Source organism: Kitasatospora sp. NBC_01266 (assembly GCF_036242395.1).
GTDB lineage: Bacteria > Actinomycetota > Actinomycetes > Streptomycetales > Streptomycetaceae > Kitasatospora.
The window spans coordinates 3219316-3238517 of the sequence record NZ_CP108458.1 but is presented as its reverse complement, the minus strand read 5'-3'; the positions used below and the strand labels follow the sequence as shown (position 1 = coordinate 3238517).

The 19202-nt window shown below is 74.5% G+C and carries 18 protein-coding genes and 2 tRNA genes; 4 read left to right on the top strand and 16 right to left on the bottom strand.

The features are described 5' to 3' along the window. Position 1: 1 nt before the first annotated feature. The 3 genes from OG403_RS13710 to OG403_RS13700 all read right to left on the bottom strand — a co-directional run bounded on the left by OG403_RS13710 (position 2) and on the right by OG403_RS13700 (position 3645). Positions 2 to 2062 carry a putative bifunctional diguanylate cyclase/phosphodiesterase gene (locus OG403_RS13710; RefSeq protein WP_329564434.1) on the bottom strand — a complete coding sequence of 687 codons (2061 nt, stop codon included), beginning with the start codon at positions 2060 to 2062 and terminating at the stop codon, positions 2 to 4. Positions 2063 to 2344: 282 nt separating this feature from the next. Beyond that, positions 2345 to 2770 (bottom strand): OsmC family protein, encoded by a 426-nt coding sequence (locus tag OG403_RS13705; protein WP_329564432.1) that lies wholly within the window; start codon positions 2768 to 2770, stop codon positions 2345 to 2347. Positions 2771 to 2877: 107 nt separating this feature from the next. Next, a complete protein-coding gene (locus tag OG403_RS13700) occupies positions 2878 to 3645 on the bottom strand; it encodes a VOC family protein (protein WP_329564430.1) in 768 nt (255 codons plus the stop codon). A gap of 262 nt (positions 3646 to 3907) precedes the next feature. On the opposite strand from OG403_RS13700, the gene OG403_RS13695 reads away from it, so the two are divergent. Then, the gene (locus OG403_RS13695) at positions 3908 to 4270 is read left to right on the top strand and encodes a chorismate mutase (protein WP_329564428.1); all 363 of its coding nucleotides are present in this window, start codon (positions 3908 to 3910) and stop codon (positions 4268 to 4270) included. Positions 4271 to 4371: 101 nt separating this feature from the next. On the opposite strand, the gene OG403_RS13690 is transcribed toward OG403_RS13695, so the two are convergent. Continuing rightward, the gene (locus OG403_RS13690; RefSeq protein WP_329564426.1) at positions 4372 to 5370 is read right to left on the bottom strand and encodes an EamA family transporter; all 999 of its coding nucleotides are present in this window, start codon (positions 5368 to 5370) and stop codon (positions 4372 to 4374) included. A 78-nt stretch (positions 5371 to 5448) separates the two neighbouring features. Then, the gene (locus OG403_RS13685) at positions 5449 to 7791 is read right to left on the bottom strand and encodes a transglycosylase domain-containing protein (RefSeq protein WP_329564424.1); all 2343 of its coding nucleotides are present in this window, start codon (positions 7789 to 7791) and stop codon (positions 5449 to 5451) included. Positions 7792 to 8065: 274 nt separating this feature from the next. Between OG403_RS13685 and OG403_RS13680 the strand changes: the two genes are divergently transcribed. Beyond that, entirely contained in the window at positions 8066 to 8950 is an 885-nt protein-coding gene (locus tag OG403_RS13680; protein WP_329564422.1) for an alpha/beta fold hydrolase, read from the top strand. On the opposite strand, the gene OG403_RS13675 is transcribed toward OG403_RS13680, so the two are convergent. Together OG403_RS13675 and OG403_RS13670 are read right to left on the bottom strand one after the other, a co-directional pair. After that, positions 8911 to 10218, bottom strand: a complete 1308-nt coding sequence (locus OG403_RS13675; RefSeq protein ID WP_329564420.1) for a sensor histidine kinase — start codon at positions 10216 to 10218, stop codon at positions 8911 to 8913. The two genes, OG403_RS13680 and OG403_RS13675, sit on opposite strands and share 40 nt — an antisense overlap. Positions 10219 to 10355: 137 nt before the next feature. Further along, complete coding sequence (locus OG403_RS13670; RefSeq protein ID WP_329564418.1) at positions 10356 to 11117, bottom strand: class I SAM-dependent methyltransferase; 762 nt, start codon at positions 11115 to 11117, stop codon at positions 10356 to 10358. A gap of 324 nt (positions 11118 to 11441) precedes the next feature. Between OG403_RS13670 and OG403_RS13665 the strand changes: the two genes are divergently transcribed. Then, on the top strand, positions 11442 to 11882 hold the full coding sequence (locus tag OG403_RS13665) for a VOC family protein (protein WP_329564416.1): 441 nt from the start codon (positions 11442 to 11444) through the stop codon (positions 11880 to 11882). A 4-nt stretch (positions 11883 to 11886) separates the two neighbouring features. Here OG403_RS13665 and OG403_RS13660 read toward each other — a convergent pair whose 3' ends face one another. From OG403_RS13660 to OG403_RS13650, 3 genes are all read right to left on the bottom strand, one after another. Further along, positions 11887 to 13575, bottom strand: a complete 1689-nt coding sequence (locus OG403_RS13660) for an MFS transporter (RefSeq protein WP_329564414.1) — start codon at positions 13573 to 13575, stop codon at positions 11887 to 11889. 295 nt (positions 13576 to 13870) lie between these two features. Continuing rightward, a tRNA-Lys gene (locus OG403_RS13655) sits at positions 13871 to 13944 on the bottom strand. A gap of 96 nt (positions 13945 to 14040) precedes the next feature. Beyond that, a complete protein-coding gene (locus OG403_RS13650; protein WP_329564412.1) occupies positions 14041 to 14478 on the bottom strand; it encodes a MarR family winged helix-turn-helix transcriptional regulator in 438 nt (145 codons plus the stop codon). A gap of 95 nt (positions 14479 to 14573) precedes the next feature. On the opposite strand from OG403_RS13650, the gene OG403_RS13645 reads away from it, so the two are divergent. Next, positions 14574 to 14981 carry a VOC family protein gene (locus OG403_RS13645; RefSeq protein WP_329564410.1) on the top strand — a complete coding sequence of 136 codons (408 nt, stop codon included), beginning with the start codon at positions 14574 to 14576 and terminating at the stop codon, positions 14979 to 14981. A 26-nt stretch (positions 14982 to 15007) separates the two neighbouring features. Here OG403_RS13645 and OG403_RS13640 read toward each other — a convergent pair whose 3' ends face one another. The 6 genes from OG403_RS13640 to OG403_RS13615 all read right to left on the bottom strand — a co-directional run bounded on the left by OG403_RS13640 (position 15008) and on the right by OG403_RS13615 (position 19176). Next, positions 15008 to 15574, bottom strand: a complete 567-nt coding sequence (locus OG403_RS13640; protein ID WP_329564408.1) for a DJ-1/PfpI family protein — start codon at positions 15572 to 15574, stop codon at positions 15008 to 15010. Positions 15575 to 15793: 219 nt separating this feature from the next. Next, a tRNA-Lys gene (locus OG403_RS13635) sits at positions 15794 to 15867 on the bottom strand. Between the two features lie 79 nt (positions 15868 to 15946). Beyond that, entirely contained in the window at positions 15947 to 17299 is a 1353-nt protein-coding gene (locus OG403_RS13630) for a nitrate/nitrite transporter (RefSeq protein ID WP_329564406.1), read from the bottom strand. A 31-nt stretch (positions 17300 to 17330) separates the two neighbouring features. Further along, positions 17331 to 17675 (bottom strand): DUF6755 family protein, encoded by a 345-nt coding sequence (locus OG403_RS13625; RefSeq protein ID WP_329564404.1) that lies wholly within the window; start codon positions 17673 to 17675, stop codon positions 17331 to 17333. Next, on the bottom strand, positions 17672 to 18262 hold the full coding sequence (locus tag OG403_RS13620) for a Rieske (2Fe-2S) protein (RefSeq protein WP_329564402.1): 591 nt from the start codon (positions 18260 to 18262) through the stop codon (positions 17672 to 17674). Before OG403_RS13620 ends, OG403_RS13625 begins: the two co-directional genes overlap by 4 nt. After that, the gene (locus OG403_RS13615; protein ID WP_329564400.1) at positions 18259 to 19176 is read right to left on the bottom strand and encodes an MFS transporter; all 918 of its coding nucleotides are present in this window, start codon (positions 19174 to 19176) and stop codon (positions 18259 to 18261) included. Before OG403_RS13615 ends, OG403_RS13620 begins: the two co-directional genes overlap by 4 nt. Positions 19177 to 19202 lie beyond the last annotated feature (26 nt).

The window sequence follows — 19202 nt, the reverse complement described above, 5'->3', positions numbered from 1 at the left end:
GCTACGGCCGCAGCGCCGTGTGGTCGGCCGCGCCGGGCAGTTGCTCGGCGCCGGCCGGCTGGTCGGCCCCGCACGGGCGGATCCGCCCCTCGCGCAGTATCGCGGCGACCAGCGCGGCCTCGCCGGGCCGGGCGAAGTACCAGCCCTGCGCGGTGTCGCAGCCGGTCAGCCGCAGCCGCTCGGCCTGCGCCGCGCTCTCGATGCCCTCGGCGGTGACGGTCAGGCCCAGGTCGTGGGCGAGGCGGACCATCGCGCCCACGATCTGCTCGTCCGCCTCGCTGCGCCGCGAGCGCAGGTCGGGGCGGCCGACCGGGGCGGGGTCGCGGAAGCCCTCGATGAAGGTGCCGTCCAGCTTCAGCGCGTGCACCGGCAGGCGGGAGAGGTAGGCGAGGTTGGAGTAGCCGGTGCCGAAGTCGTCGATGGCGATCCGCACCCCCATGTCGGCCAGCGCCTGCAGCGCCTGCAGCGGGCGCCCGCTCGGCCCGAGCACCGCGCTCTCGGTCAGCTCCAGCTGGAGCAGCCGGGCCGGCAGCCCGGTGCGCTCCAGCACCTGGGCGACATCCGCCACCACGTCGGAGTCCCAGACCTGACGGGCCGCCAGGTTCACGCTCACGAAGGCCTCGGTGTCAGGGAACTCGGCCAGCCAGCCGCGCGCCTGCCGGCAGGACTCCTCCAGCACCCACTTGCCGAGCGGCACGATCGCCCCCGACTCCTCGGCCAGCGGGATGAACCGGTCCGGCGAGAGGGTGCCGAACCGCGGGTGGCGCCAGCGCACCAGCGCCTCCGCCCCGTGCACGGTGCCGTCCGCCAGCCCGACCAGCGGCTGGTACTCGACGGTGAACTCGCCGCGCTCCAGCGCCGGGCGCAGCGCGGTGGTGAGCAGCCGGCGGGTCAGCTGGTGGGCACCGCGGTCGCGGTCGTAGAGGGTCCAGCGGGCCCGCCCGTCGGACTTGGACCAGTAGAGGGTGGCGTCGGCGTCCTTCACCAGGTCGGTCGGACTGGTGCCGTTGACCGGCCGCTCCACCACCCCGACGCTGACGGTGACCGCGAGCCGGTTGCCGGCCACCTCGAACGGCCGCTCCAGCACGCTGATCAACTGGGCGGCGATCCTGGTCAGTTGCTCACTGCCCTCGCTGTCGGCGACCAGCACCGCGAACTCGTCGCCGCCGAGCCGGGCCACCAGCAGCCCGTCCCCGATGGCGAAGCGCCGCTCCAGCCGGGCCGCGACGGCGGTCAGCAACTGGTCGCCGATGTGGTGGCCGAGGGTGTCGTTGATCGCCGCGAAGCCGTCCAGGTCGAGGTAGCAGACACCGACCCGCCGCCCGCCCTCGAGCTCCCCCGGGCGCTGCGGAGCGGGCAGGCAGGCCGCGTTCAGCCGGTCGAAGAAGAGGGTGCGGTTGGGCAGCCGGGTGAGCGGGTCGTGCAGCGCCTGGTAGGCCAGCCGGTCGCCGAGCCGGCGCCGTTCGGTGATGTCCTCGAACATCGCCAGGGTGTAGAACGGCCGGCCCTCGGCGTCCCGGACCAGCGAGATGGTGATGCTGGTCCAGACCTCGCGCCCGTCGCGGTGCTTGAGCCGCTTCTCCACCCGCAGCCGGTCGCGGCGGCCGGCCACCAGCTCGCGGTAGAGCCGGCGCGGGGTGTCCTCGGGGTCGATGATCTCGTGGATGTGCATCCGGACCAGCTCGGAGACCTCGTGGCCGAGCATCTCGGCGAAGACCGGGTTGGCCTCGATCACCCGGTCCTCGGTGTCGACCAGCACCATCCCGATGCCCGCGTCGGCGAAGGCGGCCCGGAACCGCGACTCGCTGGCGCGCAGCGCGGCGAGTAGCTCGTCGGTGTCGGCCGCGGGGGGCGCCACCGCCGTGGCGGTGGGCAGCGGGGTGGTGATCACCGGTGTCGCGGCCGGCCCGGCGGTGTCCCCAGGGGCCGCAGCCGCGGGTACGGCCGCGGGTACGGCCGTCAGCAGCTCGGCGGGCAGCGGGGCCGCGCAGCTGGGGCAGTGGACGGTCGGGCGGCCGTCGGCCGGTTCGGGCTCGGCGGGGCACAGCGTGTCGCGTCGCACGCCGTTGCGGTGTGCGTCGGCCCCCTCGTTCCGGCCTCGCACTGCTCGCTCCCGTCCGCCGCTGACGCTCGCTTGCTCCACGCTCTTCGCGCCACTGTCAAGAAGTAGCCCGCTGCGCCCGATCATAGGCCGCGCGCGGAAGACTGGGCCACTGCCGACAGGGTGATTCGCCATGTTTCGGAAGAGGCCGGGCCTGCAACAGACACGCCCCCGGCGGACACCAGATGGTGCGCGCCGGGAGCGTGCGCGGGGCGAGCTACGCCCCGGTCGGCTGACGGAAGCTCAGGCGAGCTTCGCGCTGAGCGTGATGGTGGTGCCGGCCAGGGCCTTGCTGACCGGGCAGTTGGCCTTGGCGTCCTCGGCCGCCTTGACGAAGCCGGCCTCGTCCAGGCCCGGCACCTCGCCGACCACGGTCAGCTGGATCCCGGTGATGCCGGTGCCCGGCTGGAAGGTGACGTCCGCCTGGACGTCCAGCTTGGTGGGCGGGGTGCCGGCTCCGCTCAGGCCGTGCGAGAGCGCCATCGAGAAGCAGGCCGAGTGGGCGCCCGCGATGAGCTCCTCCGGGCTGGTCTTGCCGTTCGGCTCCTCGGAACGGGCCGGCCAGGACACCGGGAACTGCCCGATGCCGGAGGAAGCGAAGGTCACCTCGCCGCTGCCGTTGAGCAGGTTGCCTTCCCATGCGGTGCGAGCGGTGCGAACAGTTGCCACGATCGGTTCCTCCTGCTGCTCAGATGCGCTGCTGATGCGCTGAATGAGAGGTCGGTGTTGCCAGTTCCGGTCACGCCGCGCCCAGCCTACTGCCCGCGGTCCACCGCTCAGGGGAGCTGACAGAAGGTCACCTTGGCGCCGCCGGGGTCGGTGCACGGCACCATCCGGCCGTACGGGGAGTCGAACGGCTCGCGCAGCACCCGGCCGCCCAGCCCCATCACCTGGTCGGCCGCGTGGTCCGCCTCGGGCACCGCGAAGTACGTCGACCAGTACGGCTGCGGCACCGCCGCGCGGTAGCGCCCGCAGACCGGCAGCCCGGCCGAGCCCGGCACGCTCCACGCCGTGTAGTCGAAGGTCCGTCCGTCGCCCACCTGCTTCTGCTGGTACGGGAAGAGTTCGGCGAAGAAGGCGTCCGCCGGCTCGGGCTCGGCGGTGGTGAGCTCGTGCCAGCACATCGCGCCCGCCTCCCCGTAGACCGCGGCGCCGTGGTGGCCGCCGGCCTGCCAGAGCCCGAAGGCCGCGCCGGCCGGGTCGAAGGCGAAGGCGAGCCGCCCGGCGCCCGGGACCTCGTGCGGTCCGAGGACCGCGGTGCCGCCGGCCCCGGCGACCCGGCCGTAGACGGACTCCAGCTCGCTGGTCGCCAGGTAGACGTTCCAGGCCGACGGCAGGTTCTCGCCGCCGACCGGGGGCGGCATCAGCGCGGCGGCCGGGCGCCCGTCCAGCAGGCACATGGTGTAGCCGTTGTGGTCGGGCCCGAGCTCCTGGAACTCCCAGCCCAGGATCGGTCCGTAGAAGTCCTGGACGCCGAGCGGGTCGGCGCAGGTCAGGTCGACCCAGCAAGGGGCGCCGTCGGGATAGGAGTCGCGCACGGGCATGAGGGGGCCTTTCCGGTTGGGGATCGCTGTCTGTGCGTCAGAATCCGACCGACCGTCACTGTGCGCAACCGGAACGTGCCGTACGGTACCCGGCGGGTCGCCCGCCGCGCTGTCCACATGGCGGACGATCCGCACAATCTGGGCGAACGGTTGCCGGGTCGCCTGTTAGATTTGCCCGGCCCGCGCGCCGGGCAGTCCCCAGGCCGCCGGCCCCAGTCCGCGCTCGGCCCGATGGCCCGGCGCCCGAACCGGAGCAGACACGATGACCGAGCAGCCCGCCGCCGACCGCACCGCCTCACTGGAGGACGTGGACGACACCGTCCGTGCCGAGCTGGCCGCCCTGCGCCAGAGCATCGACAACATCGACGCCGCGATCGTCCACATGCTGGCCGAGCGCTTCAAGGCCACCCAGCGCGTGGGCACCCTGAAGGCCGCCCACCAACTGCCCGCCGCCGACCCGGCCCGCGAGCGCGACCAGATCGGCCGCCTGCGCGAGCTGGCCGCCGGGGCACGGCTGGATCCGGTCTTCGCGGAGAAGTTCCTCAACTTCATCATCGCGGAGGTGATCCGCCACCACGAGGCGATCGCCAGTGACGCGCTGACCGGCCGGGGTCCGTCCGCGTGAGGCGCCGGCCGCCGGGTTGACGCTCCGGTGGCCGAGATCGCGGTGTCCCGTCGAGGTGGCCTCGAGCGGCCCTGGGTCGCGGGTCGAGCAGTCCTGAGGCGTCAGCGGTGCAGCTCGGCCTGATCGGCCCGGTCGGGTCGGTCGGGTCGGCCGACCAGGACGGCCTGCGGCTCCTCGGGTGCCTGGCCGGCCTGGGCGGCGAAGGCGCCGAGCAGGACCAGCAGGCCGCCGATCAGCTGGGCGGTGCCCAGGTGCTCGTCCAGCAGGAACCAGGCGGTGACGGTGGCGACCACCGCCTCGATGTTGGCGACCACGCCGGCCACCGGCGGCGAGAGGTGGCGCACCGAGACCACGCCGGTGAGGTAGGCGAGCACGGTGGCGACCAGGATCATCCAGGCCGCGGGCAGCAGCGCCGGGATGTGGTGGCCGGCCATGGTGACCTGGCCGCCCAGCCTGCTCCAGTCCGCCTCCCAGGGGCGGGCCACCGCGGTCAGCGTGATCGCGCCGATCAGCAGCCCGAACGCGGCCACTCCGAGCGGATCGGCGGGCTTCTCGCCGCGAGCGCCGGCGTCGGCCAGCACGAAGTAGCCGACCTGGCAGCAGGCCGCGCCCAGGGCGAAGGCCACCCCGAGGGCGTCGAAGCCCAGCCCGTTCCACACCTGCACCACGAAGGCCAGTCCGGTCACCGCCACCCCGGCGCCGATCGCCGCGCCCCGGGTCACCGGCCGGCGCTGCACGAAGCGCACGTAGCCGAGCAGCAGCGGCGGTCCGAGGTACTCGATCAGCAGTGCCACGCCGACGGGTATCCGCGATATCGCCGCGAAGTAGCAGGCCTGCACCCCGGCCACGCCGAGCAGTCCGAAGCCCAGCAGCAGTCCGGGCCGGTCGCGCACGATGGCCCGGTGCCGCCAGGCCAGCGGCGCCAGCACCAGGGCGGCGCCGGTGGCCCGCAGCCACACGACGTGCAGCGGTGACAGGCCCGCCTCGATCAGCGGCTTGGCGGCGGTGCCGGACCCCCCGAAGGAGACGGCGGAGATCAGCGCGAGCGTGAGGCCGACGGCCCGGCGGGAGCGGTGCGGGGTGGCCGGGGAGGAGTGCATCGGTGCATTCTGCCAGGTCACGGACAAATGCGGCCGATGGGGGCGGTGGGTGGACGGCGGTCGGGCGCCGACGGGGCGTCAGGCGGCTGTGACCGGGACCGGCGGCAGGCCGCTCGGGCGGGTGGGCGGCGGCGCGACGGCCTCGGTGGGCACGTTCGGCGACGGCGCGCTGGGGGAGGGCGGGGCCGGGGTGCTGGGCTGGACCGGGGTGGGCGGTGCGGGACGGGTCGGCGGCGGGGTCGGCGGGCCGGGGTGCGAGGGCTCGGGCGGGGCCGGCGGAGCCGGCGGGGTGGCCGGCGGCGCGGTGGTGGGCGGGTGGCTGGGGGTGTGGCTGGGCCCGGTCGGTCGCCGGTGCGTCGGTGCCGGGCTGTGCGGGTGCGCCGTACCGGTGCTCGGGCCCGGCGCGGGTGCGGCGTTGTCGGCCGGGGAGGCGGTGCTCGGCGGGGTGAAGTCGCGGATCGGCTTGCCGCCCAGCGCCGCCGTCATGTAGTCGGTCCAGATCTGCGCCGGGTACCCGCCGCCGTTGACCCGCCCGCCGCCGGCCGTGCCGGAGAGCGTGACCTGCTTGCCGGTCCCGGCCTGCTCGCCGAACATCGCCACCGAGGTGACCGCCTCGGGTGTGTAGCCGACGAACCAGGCCGAGCGGTTGCCGTCGGTGGTGCCGGTCTTGCCGGCCGCCGGGCGGCCCAGGTCCTGGGCGCGCCAGCCGGTGCCGCCGTCGTCCGCGATCACGCCCTGCAGCATGTCGGTGACCTGCCGGGCGGTCTGCGGGCTGACCGCCCGGCCGCTCTGCCGGGGCGGCAGCGGCAGGTTCGCGCCGTCCAGCTTGACCGACTCGACCAGCCACGGGGTGATCCGCTGCCCGTCGTTGTCCAGCGTGGCGTAGACCCCGGCCATGTCCAGCACGCTCGGCATCGAGACGCCCAGCGGCAGCGAGGGCACCGCGTCCAGCTCGTTGGTGTCGGCCGGCAGGCCCAGCGCGATCGCGGTCTGCTTGACCTTCTCCAGCCCGGTGTCCTGGGCGAGTTGGGCGAAGGCGGTGTTGACCGACCAGTCGGTGGCCTGGCGCAGGGTGATCCGGCCGTACTGGCGCTCGCCCTCGTTCGGCGGCGCGTACGGCGGTTTCGCGGTGCCGCCCTGCACCGGGCGGCGGTTGGCGCCGTCGTAGACGGTCTCCGGGGTGATGGTCTGCCCGTCCTGGGTCCGCGCACCGCTCTCCAGCGCGGCGGCCAGCGCGATCGGCTTGAAGGTGGAGCCGGCCTGGTAGTCGTGGCGGGTGGCGTTGTTGACGAAGTGCGCGGTGTAGTCGTCGCCGCCGTACATCGCCAGCACCGCGCCGGAGGCGGGATCCACCGAGACGGCGCCGGCCTGGATGTCGGCATCTGCCTGGCGCTGCCCCGGGTCCAGCTTGTCGGTCAACTGCTTCTGCACGGAGCGCTGCAGGTCCGCCTGGCGGGCCGGGTCGATGCTCAGGGTGATCCGGTAGCCGCCCCTGGCGAGCGCGGCCTCGTCCACCAGCTTCTGCGTGACCAGGTAGTCCTTGGCCGCGTCCACCAGGTAGCCGGCCTGCCCCGAGAGCCCGAGCGCGGGCTGCGGCGCGCGCACCGCGGGCAGGGTGAGCGCGGCCCGGTCGGCGGCGGGCAGCCAGTTCTCCTTCACCATGCCGTCCAGCACGTAGTTCCACCGGGCGGTGGCCGCGCGCTTGCCCGCCTCGGTGGCGGTCGACAGGTCGTAGACCGAGGGCGCGTTGAGCAGGGTGGCCAGGTAGGCGCCCTGGGCCGCGTCCAACTTGGCCGCGTCGACGCCGAAGTAGGCCTGCGAGGCGGCCTGGATGCCGTACGCGCCGCGCCCGTAGTAGGTGGTGTTCAGGTAGTTCGCCAGGATCTCCTGCTTGGAGAGGGTGGCGTCCACCTTGATCGCGATGAAGATCTCCTGCAGCTTCCGGCCGATGGTCTGACGCTGCGTCAGATAGGCGTTCTTGACGTACTGCTGGGTGATCGTCGAGCCGCCTTGGGCGCCCTTGCCGGTCGCGGTGTTCCAGCCCGCGCGCAGCAGGGCGCTGGGGTTGACGGCGCCTTCGCGGTAGAAGCCGCGGTCCTCGGCGGCCAGCACGGCGTGCTGCGCCTCGAGCGAGACCTGGTCCAGGCCGACGCTCTGCCGGTTGGTCTGGCCGGTCTGGGCGAGCACCGAGCCGTCCCGGTAGAGCCAGGTGTTGCGCTGCGCGGTGGCGGCGGCGTGCGCGTCCGGAACCCTGACCAGCACCACGCCGAGCATGAAGAGGCCGGCGCCGAGCAGCAGCGTGGCCAGGGTCGAGAAGAGCGCGAATCGCCAGGTCGGCACCAGCCGCCGCCAGCCCTGGCGGCGCGGTCGCCCCGAGTGCAGCACGCGGCTCGGCAGTGGACGGGCAGCGGTTCGCGGCACGGGTGGGCCTTTCCTCTCAGCCCCGTGACGGTCGTTCACGCGGTGGATGGTCGGGGTCGGCTGAGCCGGACCCGGGTGCGGGCCATGTCAGCCTGCCCGGGGCCGTTCGATGGATGGTAGGGACTTTTGTCCCTTTTTTAGGCAACTGACACGAGATGTTGCGATTAGGGTGAGATCGTGCTGCCCCGCCGTGCCGCCGCCGGTCCGCCACTCCGCCACCCGGAGCGGCTGAAGCGGTGCACCCGCCCGGCGGTCGGACGCAAGGGGCGGGGCGGTGCGTAGCGCCCGGCTCCCCGAAGGCAGCCGGCTGCTGCGGATCGCCGGCACCGTCACGCATGTGCGCCGCGAGGGCAGCGGGCCGGTCTGCGTGCTGAGCGGCGGGCTCGGCTGCGCCTGGTTCGACTGGGACGAGGTGGCCCGGCTGCTGGCCCCGCACCGCACCGTGGTCCGCTTCGATCGGCCGGGCTACGGGCTGAGCGCGGCCGCCGCCGGCCCGGCCACGCTGGCCGGCGAGGCCGAGCGGATCCGGCAACTGCTCGACGGCCTCGGTCTGTTCGAGCCCTGCGTGCTGGTCGGCCACTCGCTGGCCGCGTTCCACGCGGAGGCCTTCGCGCGGCTCTATCCGGCCCGGACGGCCGCCGTGCTGCTGGTCGACGGGAGCGTCGAGCCGCGCGCCAGGGCCCGCCCGCTCCCCGGCGCCCGGGTGGCGACGGCGCTGGGGCTGGCCGGCGCGGCCCGGCTGCTGGCCCTGCCGTATCTGCTGGGGCCGCCCGGACGCCGACTGGTGGTGCGGCTGGCCACCGCGCGGGGCCGCGACCCGGCCCCGCGGGCTCTGGTGCGGCGCTGCTACCGCAGTGCGCGGGCGCTGCGCGCGGCCCTGCTGGAGAACACCTGCTACCTGGACCAGGCCGCCGAACTGCTGTCACTGCGGCGCGAGTTGCCGCTCACGGCCCCGGTGGCGCTGCTGGCCGCCGGTTCGGCCTTCGGTCGCCCTGCCGCCCGGGACGGCCGCCCGGGGCCCGGCGCCCGCCGCCGACTCGACCGGCAGGCCCGGCTGGCCGCGGAACTCGGCGGCGCGCTGCACACCGTGGCGCCCGCCGGGCACCTGCTGATGCTGGATCAGCCGGCCGCCGTGGCCGAGGCGGTGCTGAAGTTCTGACCGCCCGTCAGTCTGAGTCCGCCCGTCCGCCCGGTCCCGTCCACAGCTCCGGCCTCCTCGGTCGGGCCGGTCCCCGCCGGCCCGGGCGGCAGCGGCAGCCACAGGCGCACCGCGAAGCCGCCGTCCGGCTCGGCGCCCGCCTCGATCGTCCCGCCCAGCAGGCCGGCCCGTTCCCGCAGGCCGATCAGCCCGTGCCGCCCGCCCGGCAGCTGCGGCTCGGTGCGCGGGCCGCTGGGGGCGCGGTTGCGCACGGTGACCCGCAGGCAGTCCGGATCGATCCGCAGCAGCACCTCGGTCGGCGCGCCCGGCGCGTGCTTGCGCGCGTTGGTCAGCGCCTCCTGCACCGTGCGGTAGGCGGCCCGCTCCACCGGCTCCGGCAGCGGAACCTCCAGGCAGCCGTCCATCCGCAGCACCGCGTCCACCTCGGCCGACGCGACCAGCCGCGGCAGGTCGGCCAGCCGGGGCTGCGGCACCAGCTCGGTCGGTCCGGCGCCGGCGGCCCGCAGGACGATGATCATCGAGCGCAGCTCCTCCAGCGTCGCCACCGCGAGCCCGCGCAGGATGCCGGCGGTCTCCCGGGTCGCCGGGTCCTTGGTGGTCACCTGCAGCGCACCCGCCTGCACCGCGATCAGCCCCGCCTGGTGCGAGACCACGTCGTGCATCTCCCGCGCGATCCGGGCCCGCTCCGCGGCGACCACCGTCTTCGCGTACAGCGCGCGCTCGTGGTCGCGCAGCTCGGCCAGCTCGGCGACCCGCGCCGAGAGGTCCAGCCGGGTCTGGGCGAGCAGCCCGAGCATCACCGGCCCGGTGCCCAGCATGCTGGCGAAGATCAGGTGCTGGGTGATGTCGCTCCAGCTCTCCAGCCGCAGCTGGTCGAGCGGCCACGGCACGAAGCTGCCCACCACCACCGCCAGCGCCACCAGCGACTTCTGCCACGGCGCCCGCTCGGTGCGGGCCACCGTGTAGGCGGCGATCATCGAGGCGAGCAGCGCGTTGCCCGCGTAGAGCCCCGGCAGGGTGAGCAGCAGCACGGTGCGCGGGAAGCGGCGGCGCAGCAGCAGCACGGCGGCGGCGCCCAGCGACACCAGGAAGCGCCAGTCACGCGGGGGCGGGAAGTTGAGCAGCGCGTCCAGCGCGGCCGGTATCACCAGCAGCACGTCCACCGCCCAGGCGTGCCAGCGCCGCTCGGGACGCCAGAACCAGCGGCCGACGCGTGCCATCAGGCCGCGTCGGCCGCCGCGTTCTCTCGCGGCCTCGCTGCTGCTCACCCGGGTTCGTTCCTCGTTCGCTCGTGCTGCGTGCGGCCTGCTGCGCACCTTGGTCCTGGCCCTACGGCCCCTTGCGACGCTACAGCACCGCGTGCGGTGATGAGCCGGGCCCGGGAGCGGGGCCGGGCCCGCACCGGCTACGCCCCGACGGCGCCCAGCGGCGGGCGGCGGAACAGGGCAGTCCACAGGAAGGGCTCGCCGAAGTGCGGCGACTCGGGCGCCTGGTCGCGCATCCGGCGCAGTTCGAGCTCGGTGAGGTCGGCGAAGATCCGGCGCAGCGCCGCGGGCGTGTAGGCGAGGCCGCCGTGCAGGCGGGAGTCCTGGTAGAAGGCGGCGTCCGGCAGCTCGGAGCCCATCGCGCCGGCCGCGAAGCAGGTCAGCACCAGGTGGCCGCCGGGAGCCAGCACCCGGTCGAGCAGGGCGAGGTAGCTGATCCGGCGGTGCGGGGGCAGGTGGTGGAAGCAGCCCGAGTCGTAGATCAGGTCGTACGGGCCGGAGAGGTCGGCCCGGGTGAGGTCGAAGGCGTCGCCGTGGTGGAAGCGGACCCGGTCGCGGGTGGCGGGGGCCGCCTCGCGGGCGCGGTCCTCGGCCCAGCCGATGGCGGCGGGGGAGAGGTCGACGGCGTCCACCTGGAAGCCCACCGAGGCGAGGTGCAGGGCGTTGCGGCCGGGGCCGCAGCCGAGGTCGAGGGCGCGGCCCGGGGTGAGCAGGCCGCGGGCCAGGTAGTCGGCGAGGTTCTCGTCGGGCTTCGCCACGAAGAACGGGATCGGCTTGGTGCGGTCGGCGTAGAAGGTGTCCCACCACGAGGCCGCGTCGGCCGTCCAGCGGTCGGCCTCCGGTGCGAACAGGCCGTCGAGCAGGTGCAGCACGTCGTCGACGGTGCGGATGTTCCGGTCCATCAACTCCCCTTTCACGATGCCTGGATGCTAGGGCGGGACGGAGAGAAGGCCCAGCTCGGCGGTGGTGTGCGGCGGGCTTCGGTGGGGCGTTGCGGGGCCTGGGGGAGACGGCTCGGGCGGGTGGTCGCGGCCGGCGGCGGTCGGGCGGCGGCCGGCTTCCCGGGGGCCGGGGAGGGGGCGTTCCGGGCCGCGCCGAGGCAACTTTTTTGAGAATTTTCCGGCAGCCGGGCCGGGCCGCTCGGTTCCTGACTGTCAGTGGTCCCTGCTCTACTGACCGCTGCCCCGCGGCCCGCCGGTCGCACGTCCAGTCGGAGGAGCCTTGCCATGAGCGCAGCGCTGCGCAATGTGACCGCGATCACTCTGTTCGTCGACGATCTGGAGCGTTCCAGGGGGTTCTACCGGACCGTCACCGGGCTGGACCCGATGTACCAGGACGAGGACTCCGCGGCCTTCAAGTTCGACAACACGATCATCAACCTGCTGCGGACCGCCGCCGCGGACGAGGTGGTCGCACCCTCGCCGGTGGCCGCCTCGGGGCTCGGCGCGCGCTGCCTCTACACCGTCTCGGTCGACGACACGGACGCGGCCATCGCCCGGCTGGCCGAGCTGGGCGTGCCGCTGCTGAACGGCCCGATCGACCGCCCGTGGGGCCTGCGCACCGCCGCTTTCGCCGACCCCGACGGCAACGTCTGGGAGGTCGCGCAGGAGCTGCCCGCGCCCGCGCCCACGCCCGCGCCCGCGCCCGCGCCCACGGTCGCGGGCTGACGCCTCAGCAGGGCGTCCCGCGCGGCCAGCCGTACCGCGCGTCGATCCGGTACTCGCCCGCGGCCGGTGCGGTGAGCCTGGTCCAGTCGCCGTCCTGGGACAGGCAGGTGCCGGCCGGGCCGTGCGCGGCGAGCCACGGTGACCAGGGGACGCGCAGCAGGACCGGGCCGGGGGCGGTAACGGTGAGCCGCAGCTGGGCGGCGTCGGCCTGCTCGACCGTCGCGGGCGGGTCGGCGAGCGGGACGGCGTCGGTGAAGCGGAACAGCTGCCAGTTGTCGTCGTGCCAGACCTGCTGCAGCCAGGCCGGACCGGTCCGGATCAGCGCCGCCTCGGCGTCCGCCGCCACGTCGGTGGGGCCGGCCGGGAGCGCGACGTAGCCGACCGCCCAGCGCTGCAGCCAGTCGTGGTAGTCGGCCGGGGTGAGGGCGTTGCCGTAGAAGAGCGGGTTGCGCTGGACGTCGGCCTGGCGGTTCCAGCCGCGGGCCAGCTCCGCCGTGTCGACCAGGCCCCAGGACTCCCAGTGGTTGAGCATCGGGACCGCTTCGATCCTGGCCTGGTCGGCGTGGAGTCGGTGCAGCTCGGCGACCAGCGCGTCGGCCTGCCGGGGCGGCGGCGGCAGGGGGATGCCGATGATGTTGGCGCTGACCGTCCAGTACGCGGTCACCGCGAGGGCGACGCACGCGGCGGGGGTGCGGTACCAGCTGAACGGGCGGCTGCAGAGCGCGGCCAGCACCAGCACGCTGCCGAAGATCAGCGCGAGCCGCTCGACGTTGCTGCCGATCGGCGTGCGGAACATCCAGGTCAGTCCGGAACCCGCGGCGTAGACCAGGCAGCCGATCCGCAGCGTGCGCCAGGACGGCGGGCTGATCAGCGCCACCACGGCGGCGCAGCCGACGCAGATCAGTGCGGTGGGCCCGGAGATCGGGTCGATCCCGGAGCCGGGGAAGAGCAGTGCCGTGCCCAGCACCACCACCGGCGGGGGGCCGGCCAGCGCCCAGCCGAGCCGGCGGCGGCCGGTGAGCAGCAGTGCGGCCGCCGCCACCTCGATGAAGAGCCCGGCCACCGGGCTGGCCATGGTGGCGAGCAGCGCGAGGACGGCCGCCCAGGCGAGCCGCCACCGGTCGGTGCCGCGCGCCGGAGCGGCGGCGGGGGCGGTGGCCGGGGCTGCGGTGCCGTCACCGGTGGTCGGGGCCGGGGCGATCGGCAGCAGCGCGGCCAGGCCGAACATGATGCCGAGCGCGAAGGTCACCCGTCCCGCGGCCACGTTGCAGGAGAGCGCGAAGGCTCCCCAGAGCACCACCGGCAGCGGTCGGCGGACGCCCGCCCGGACCACCAGGTGGGCCAGCAGCGCCGCCGAGATGACGCCGCTGGCCACCGCGACCGTGCGCACCCCGAACAGGGCCATCAGCCAGGGGGTCAGGACGCTGTAGGAGGCGGGGTGCATGCCGCCGTACCAGGCCAGGTCGTACGCCGAGCCCGGGTGGTGCGCGGCGAAGTCCGCCCAGGCCCACTGGGCGGCCAGGTCTCCGCTGACCCCGGCGACGAACCGGGCCCAGAGCACCCCGAGCAGCAGTGCCGTCGCCGTGGCGACCCAGACCGGGCGGCTCAGGGTCGGCCGGCGCGGTAACGCTCCCACCGGGCCGGCGGGCGTCGGTGGGGACGGCGGCGCGGCTGCCTGCTGCGGAGCGCTCACTGGGTTTGGTTCTCCCGTCATCGAAGGGAAATCAGGTCTGCCGGGCGGATCGTTGGTGTGCACCTTCCTCATGGATCATCACAAGTCGCGGCGCGATCGTGGTCACCGGGTCCGCTTGAGCGGCTGTCAGCTCACACGCGGGGAGCAGGATCGATGGTTCACGCAGCATCGTTGACCGAGCGGGACCGCGGGGCATGTCACGCGGTGGTCGGGCGGTTTCCGGTCGGGCCGGCCCGGAAAACGCGATGGGGCGCTCTCCCGGAGGAGAGCGCCCCATCAGGCGTTTGCCATGTTGTGCGCCGCCAGGGACTCGAACCCCGGACCCGCTGATTAAGAGTCAGCTGCTCTAACCAACTGAGCTAGCGGCGCTTGTTCAACGCCGAGAACAGTACCTGACCAGCGGCCTCTGTCGAAATCGGGAGAGAGCAGTGCTCTCGAATGGAAGCGGTGCTCCGCCGACTGCCGTCAGGTCCGGTCGGCCGTGAAGACCCGCAGCAGCAGCTGGTGCAGCTGGGCCCGCTCGGCGGGGCTCAGCGGGGCGAGCACCTCGTCCTGGACGGCGGCGGCTTCGTTGCGCAGGTCCGCGAGGGTGGCCTGCCCGGCGGGGGTGAGGGTGACCTGGATCCGGCGGCGGTCGGTGGTGGAGCGGGTCCGCTCGACCAGGCCGCCTCGGCTCAGCTCGTCCAGCAGCCGCACCGTGTCGCTCGCGTCGATGCCGAGCCGCTCGGCCAACTCCCGCTGTGCGTGCGGGCCGAAGTCGGCGAGTGCGGCCAGGATCGACAGGTGCCACAGGCGCAGCTCCCGCTCGGCGAGCCGGGTCGCGAGTCGGCCCCGGGCCCGGCGGCCGGTCTGCGCGAGCAGGTAGCTGGTGAGGTCGAGCAGGCTCGGGGGTGTGGCGTCCATGCCGAAGATTGTAGGGTGGCGACCAATAGTGGGTGGTTACCCACCAAATGGCGCCGACTGCCGGCCGGTGCCACCGAACCCGCCTGGAGGTCGCCGTGGACGCGCTCTACCCTCGCCTGCTGGTCACCCGTTTCGCCGAGTGCTTCCGCTTCTACGACGCCGTGCTGCCCGAACTCCTCGGCGCGGTGCGGCAGCGCGGGGACGAGGGCGGCCCGTACGCGAACTGGGACGTCGCCGACCAGGCCGTCCTGGTCCTGTTCGACCGGTCGGCGCTGGCCGCCGCGATCGGGACCGGCGCCCTGCCGCCCAGCGCCCCGCCCGCGCAGGACTCGGTGATGCTGGTCTCCCGGGTCGCCGACGTGGACGCGGCGCTGGCCTTCTGCCTGGCCCACGGCGGTGAGCAGGTGACCGCGCCCACCGACCGGCCGGAGTGGGGTCCCACGCTGCGCTCGGCCCACCTGCGCGACCCCGACGGCACGCTGATCGAGCTGCAGTCGTACTGAGCCGGGGCCCGCCGGTCCGCCGGGGCTCAGGCCACCGGTGCCTTGGTCCGCAGGATCTCGATGAACGCGCGCAGCCAGCCCGGGTGGTCCGGCCAGGCGCGGGCCGAGACCAGCATGCCGTCCACCACGGCCTCGCCGTCCTGGTAGGTGGCGCCCGCCGCCCGCACGTCCGGTTCGAGCGCCGGGTAGGCGGCGGTGGTCCGGCCGCCCAGCACCCCGGCCGCGCCGGTGATCTGCGGACCGTGGCAGATCTGCGCCACCGGCTTCTCGGCCTCGAAGAAGTGCCGCACGATCCGCTGCACCTCGGGGTCGTTGCGCAGGTACTCGGGAGCGCGGCCGCCGGGGATCACCAGCGCGACGTACTCGGCCGGGTCGACGTCGGCGAAGGCCAGGTCGGCGGGCCAGGTGTAGCCGGGCTTCTCGGTGTAGGTGTCGAAGCCGTCCTCGAAGTCGTGCACCACGAAGCGCAGCTTCTTCTTGCTCGGCGCGGCGATGTCGACCTGGTACCCCTCTTCGCGCAGCCGCTGGTACGGGTAGAAGACCTCGAGCGACTCGGCGGCGTCCCCGGTGACGAGCAGCACCTTCACAGCCATGCGTGGCCTCGATTCGGTAGATCGGCAGGTAGGTGGTCGAAGGCGTGGCGGTAGCGATTCGCTCACGCAGCGAAGCCACCGTCCGACGTCGCCTACCCTCCCCACCGACCGGAGCCCGGAAACGCGGCGCCTCGGGGCGGGATCACCGGTGCGCGGCGGCCCCGGGAAACGCCGAAGGCCTCTCGCTCAGAAGCTGAACGAGAGGCCTTCGACCGTCGGTGCGCCGCCAGGGACTCGAACCCCGGACCCGCTGATTAAGAGTCAGCTGCTCTAACCAACTGAGCTAGCGGCGCGTGCTGACCTGGAGAACATTACACGGCGCTCGACCAAACATCGAATCGCCGTCGAGCGCCCGTCCGGCGTCGGCCTCGCTCAGCCGGGCGCCTGCGCGCCCTCCCGGGCGTAGTACCACCAGCAGATGCCCAGGCAGAGCGCGTAGTACCCGACCAGGACGTAGAGCAGGTCGGTGATCGGGAGCAGCGCGAGCATCGACGGAATGAAGAAGCCTCCGTAGGCGGCGATCGCGGTCGACAGGCCGGCCACCGCCGAGGCCGTCCGGTGCCGGCCGCCGAAGACCGCCCGCAGCTGCCGCAGGGTCGAGCCGTTGCCGAGCCCGGCGAAGAGGAACACCCCCAGGAAGCCGGCCCAGCAGAGCCAGAAGTTGCCGCCGTCCCCGTCGCCCGGCAGCGCCCGCACCGCCACGATGGCGGCCAGCGCCATGCCGGCGAAGGAGATCAGCGTGCACCTGGCGCCGGACATCCGGGCGCCGGGCCGACCGCCGAGCCACTGGGCCAGGACGCCGACGAACGGGCCGGTCCAGGCGTAGCGGGTCGCGGACCAGGCGGGGTCGAGCGGGGTGAAGGTGGTGTCGATCAGGTTCGGGAACGCGGCGGCGAAGCCGATGAAGGAGCCGAAGGTGCCCAGCTGGAGCAGGGTCAGCAGCCAGGTGTGCTTGAGGCGGTAGACCGCCCTCGGCTTCTCGAGCCAGGCCGCCCGCGGTACGAAGTCGTTCATCAGCGACCAGGCCAGCCCGGCGGTCAGCACCAGCAGCGGGATCCAGCGGAAGGCGCTGTTCGGCAGCCACAGCTCGGGGCCGCCCCGCCGCTCCCCGGGCCCGCCGGCCGGGGCGAGGATCCCGGTGGTGATCGCGATCGTGGCGAGCAGCTGCACCGCCGCCACGCCCAGGGTGCCGACGGCGGCATGGCGCAGGCTCGCGGCGCCGCTGAGCCTGCCCGGGTAGAGCCGGGCGACGCCGGCCATCGAGGCGGCGAAGCTGCCGCCACCGATCCCGCAGAGTGCGGCGATCGCCACCATCACCGGGTACGGCGTCGCGGGGTCCCGCACCGCCAGGCCGAGCCAGAGCAGCGGGCCGATCAGCAGCGCGGTGCTGGCCGCCGTCCAGCGGCGCCCGCCGGCCACCGGGCCGAGCAGGGTGTAGCCGAGCCTGAGGGTGGCGCCGGTCAGGCCGGGCACGGCGGTCAGCCAGAACCGCTGCGATCCGGAGTAGCCGAAGCCGGCCCGGTCGAGCTGGACCACCGTCACCGACCAGAGCTGCCACACCGCGCAGGCCAGCAGCAGGGCCGGCGCCGCGATCCGTGCGTTGCGGGCCGCGACCCGCGCACCGGTCGCGGCCCAGAACCCGGGATCCTCCGGCGTCCAGTGCTGGATCGCGGTGCCGGGCCGGTAGCTGTCCCGGCGGCGGCCGCGGGAGAGGAGAGTGCTCAACACGGGCTCCGGTGGCGGTGCGGGCGGGTGCTCAGCGCTCGCGCTCCGGGGCGAGTCGCCAGATCAGCGCCACGACCAGGAAGCAGGCGCCGGAGAAGGCGGTGGTCCACCAGGCGGTGTCGGTGTCCCCGCTCAGCCAGGCGTTGGCGGCCACCGGCAGCGCCCAGAGCTGGCCGACCACCACGGTGAGCGCGATCAGCACGCGGGCGGTGAGCAGCGGTGAACGGGCACCAGCGGGCCCAGGGCCGCCGCTCCCGCGCGGGACCGGCCCGCTGCCGCCGCCGTCCGGCTCGGGGAAGTAGTCGGCCGGGTAGGTCCGGTAGGCACCCGGCGGCGGCTCCGGCGGTGACCGGCGCGGTGGCTGATGGTCGCTCACGTCTGCTCCTTGACCGGCCCGCTGGGTGCGGCGGTCGGGCCGTCGCAGCCCGCCTGGTGCGCCAGGTCGGGGTCGCGGTCGTGCAACTGGCGGCAGACGCCGTGCTCCTCGCTCTCGCCCGACCGGGCGGTGCCGATCGCCCAGACCCCGCCCGCCGGGTCCTCCACCAGCACCACCTTCGGCAGCCCGCGCGGCGGCGGACCGGCCGTCACGTCACCGGTCCTGACGTCGAACGCGCCCTCGTGGCACGGGCAGTACAGCTCGCCCGCGATCCCGCCGTCCGGCCGCCAGAGCACGGCGCAGGCCAGGTGGGTGCAGACGGCGGAGTAACCGACCAGCGAGCCGTCGGCCAGCCGGATCCCGATCGCGCGGTCCCGCGCGGTGGGGTAGCTGAAGCTGACGGTCTCGCCGGGGGCCAGTTCGTCGGCGATCTTGAGGGAGTCGGCGCCGCCGTCGCCGTGCCGGGGGATCACCCCGGCGGCGACCATCGTGGAGCCGACCGCCAGGCCGCCGGAGACGGTGGCGACCAGGCGCAGGCAGGCGCGCCGGGTGGCCGCCGTCCGCTGCTCGTCCGGTGGGCCGCTCATGGCCTCGCTCCGTTCCCGGTGCTGGGGGTCTGCCGCTCGGGCCGCCGCAGCGCGCGCGGCGGCCTGCTGAACGGCAGGTAGAGCATGGTGAAGACGACCGAGGCCGCGTGCAGGACGGCCAGGAACTGGTAGCCGCCGCCGTGCAGCGCCAGTGCGGAGAAGGTCAGCAGCAGGCCGGTCACCGCGACCGCCAGCAGCGCGGTCAGCCACCGGGCGTCGGGCCGCGGGCCGTCGCCGCCGGTTGCCGCGCCGTCCCGCCGCCACAGCAGGAACCCGGCGGCGGCCACCACCGGCACCGACACCAGGTCCAGGCCGTGGAACACCACCCACCCGAGCGGCCCGTCCGCGTCGAAGCCGAAGAGCCGGTGCCCCCACAGCCGCAGCACGTAGCCCGACCCGGCCGGATCCCCGCCGCCGGTGCAGGTGAACCACCCCCAGGACAGCGGGAAGGCGATCACGGCGGCCAGCAGGCAGCTCCAGCAGAGCAGTTGCCGCGCCGAGCGGTGCAGCCGCGAGCGCCCGCCGGCCGGCCGGCGCAGCCCCAGGCAGCCGCCGACCAGCCGGGGCAGCGCGAGCGGCTCGGCGCGCAGCCCCGACCAGCAGGACGCGTTCCGCCAGCTCAGCCGCAGGAACCGGCGAACGGCCGGCCCGCTCGCCCAGACGGTGCAGCGGTGGGCGAGCCCGAAGGCCAGGAAGACGCTGGCCGCCGCGTACGGCAGCTGCGCGGCGTCGAGGTCGCGCAGCCCCTGACTGCCCGCCACGATCGCCAGCACCAGGGTGAGCGCGGCCAGTGTGCCCACCAGCACGGCACGCTGCCCCACCGTGCGCGGCGGCAGCTGCGGCTCGGCCCAGGGCGGTCGTGGCAGCGGATCCCACTCCTCGGGCGCGCTGGCCTCCTGCTCGGACACGGCCACCAGAGGACCTCCACACGCGGGACGAC

Bases quoted from the DNA above. Each gene is read 5' to 3' on its own strand.
- OG403_RS13700 (WP_329564430.1), bottom strand. From the start codon at position 3,645: ATGCCCGTGCGCGACTCCTATCCCGACGGCGCCCCTTGCTGGGTCGAC.
- OG403_RS13695 (WP_329564428.1), top strand. From the start codon at position 3,908: ATGACCGAGCAGCCCGCCGCCGACCGCACCGCCTCACTGGAGGACGTG.
- OG403_RS13690 (WP_329564426.1), bottom strand. From the start codon at position 5,370: ATGCACTCCTCCCCGGCCACCCCGCACCGCTCCCGCCGGGCCGTCGGC.
- OG403_RS13670 (WP_329564418.1), bottom strand. From the start codon at position 11,117: ATGGACCGGAACATCCGCACCGTCGACGACGTGCTGCACCTGCTCGAC.
- OG403_RS13665 (WP_329564416.1), top strand. From the start codon at position 11,442: ATGAGCGCAGCGCTGCGCAATGTGACCGCGATCACTCTGTTCGTCGAC.
- OG403_RS13650 (WP_329564412.1), bottom strand. From the start codon at position 14,478: ATGGACGCCACACCCCCGAGCCTGCTCGACCTCACCAGCTACCTGCTC.
- OG403_RS13640 (WP_329564408.1), bottom strand. From the start codon at position 15,574: ATGGCTGTGAAGGTGCTGCTCGTCACCGGGGACGCCGCCGAGTCGCTC.
- OG403_RS13620 (WP_329564402.1), bottom strand. From the start codon at position 18,262: ATGAGCGGCCCACCGGACGAGCAGCGGACGGCGGCCACCCGGCGCGCC.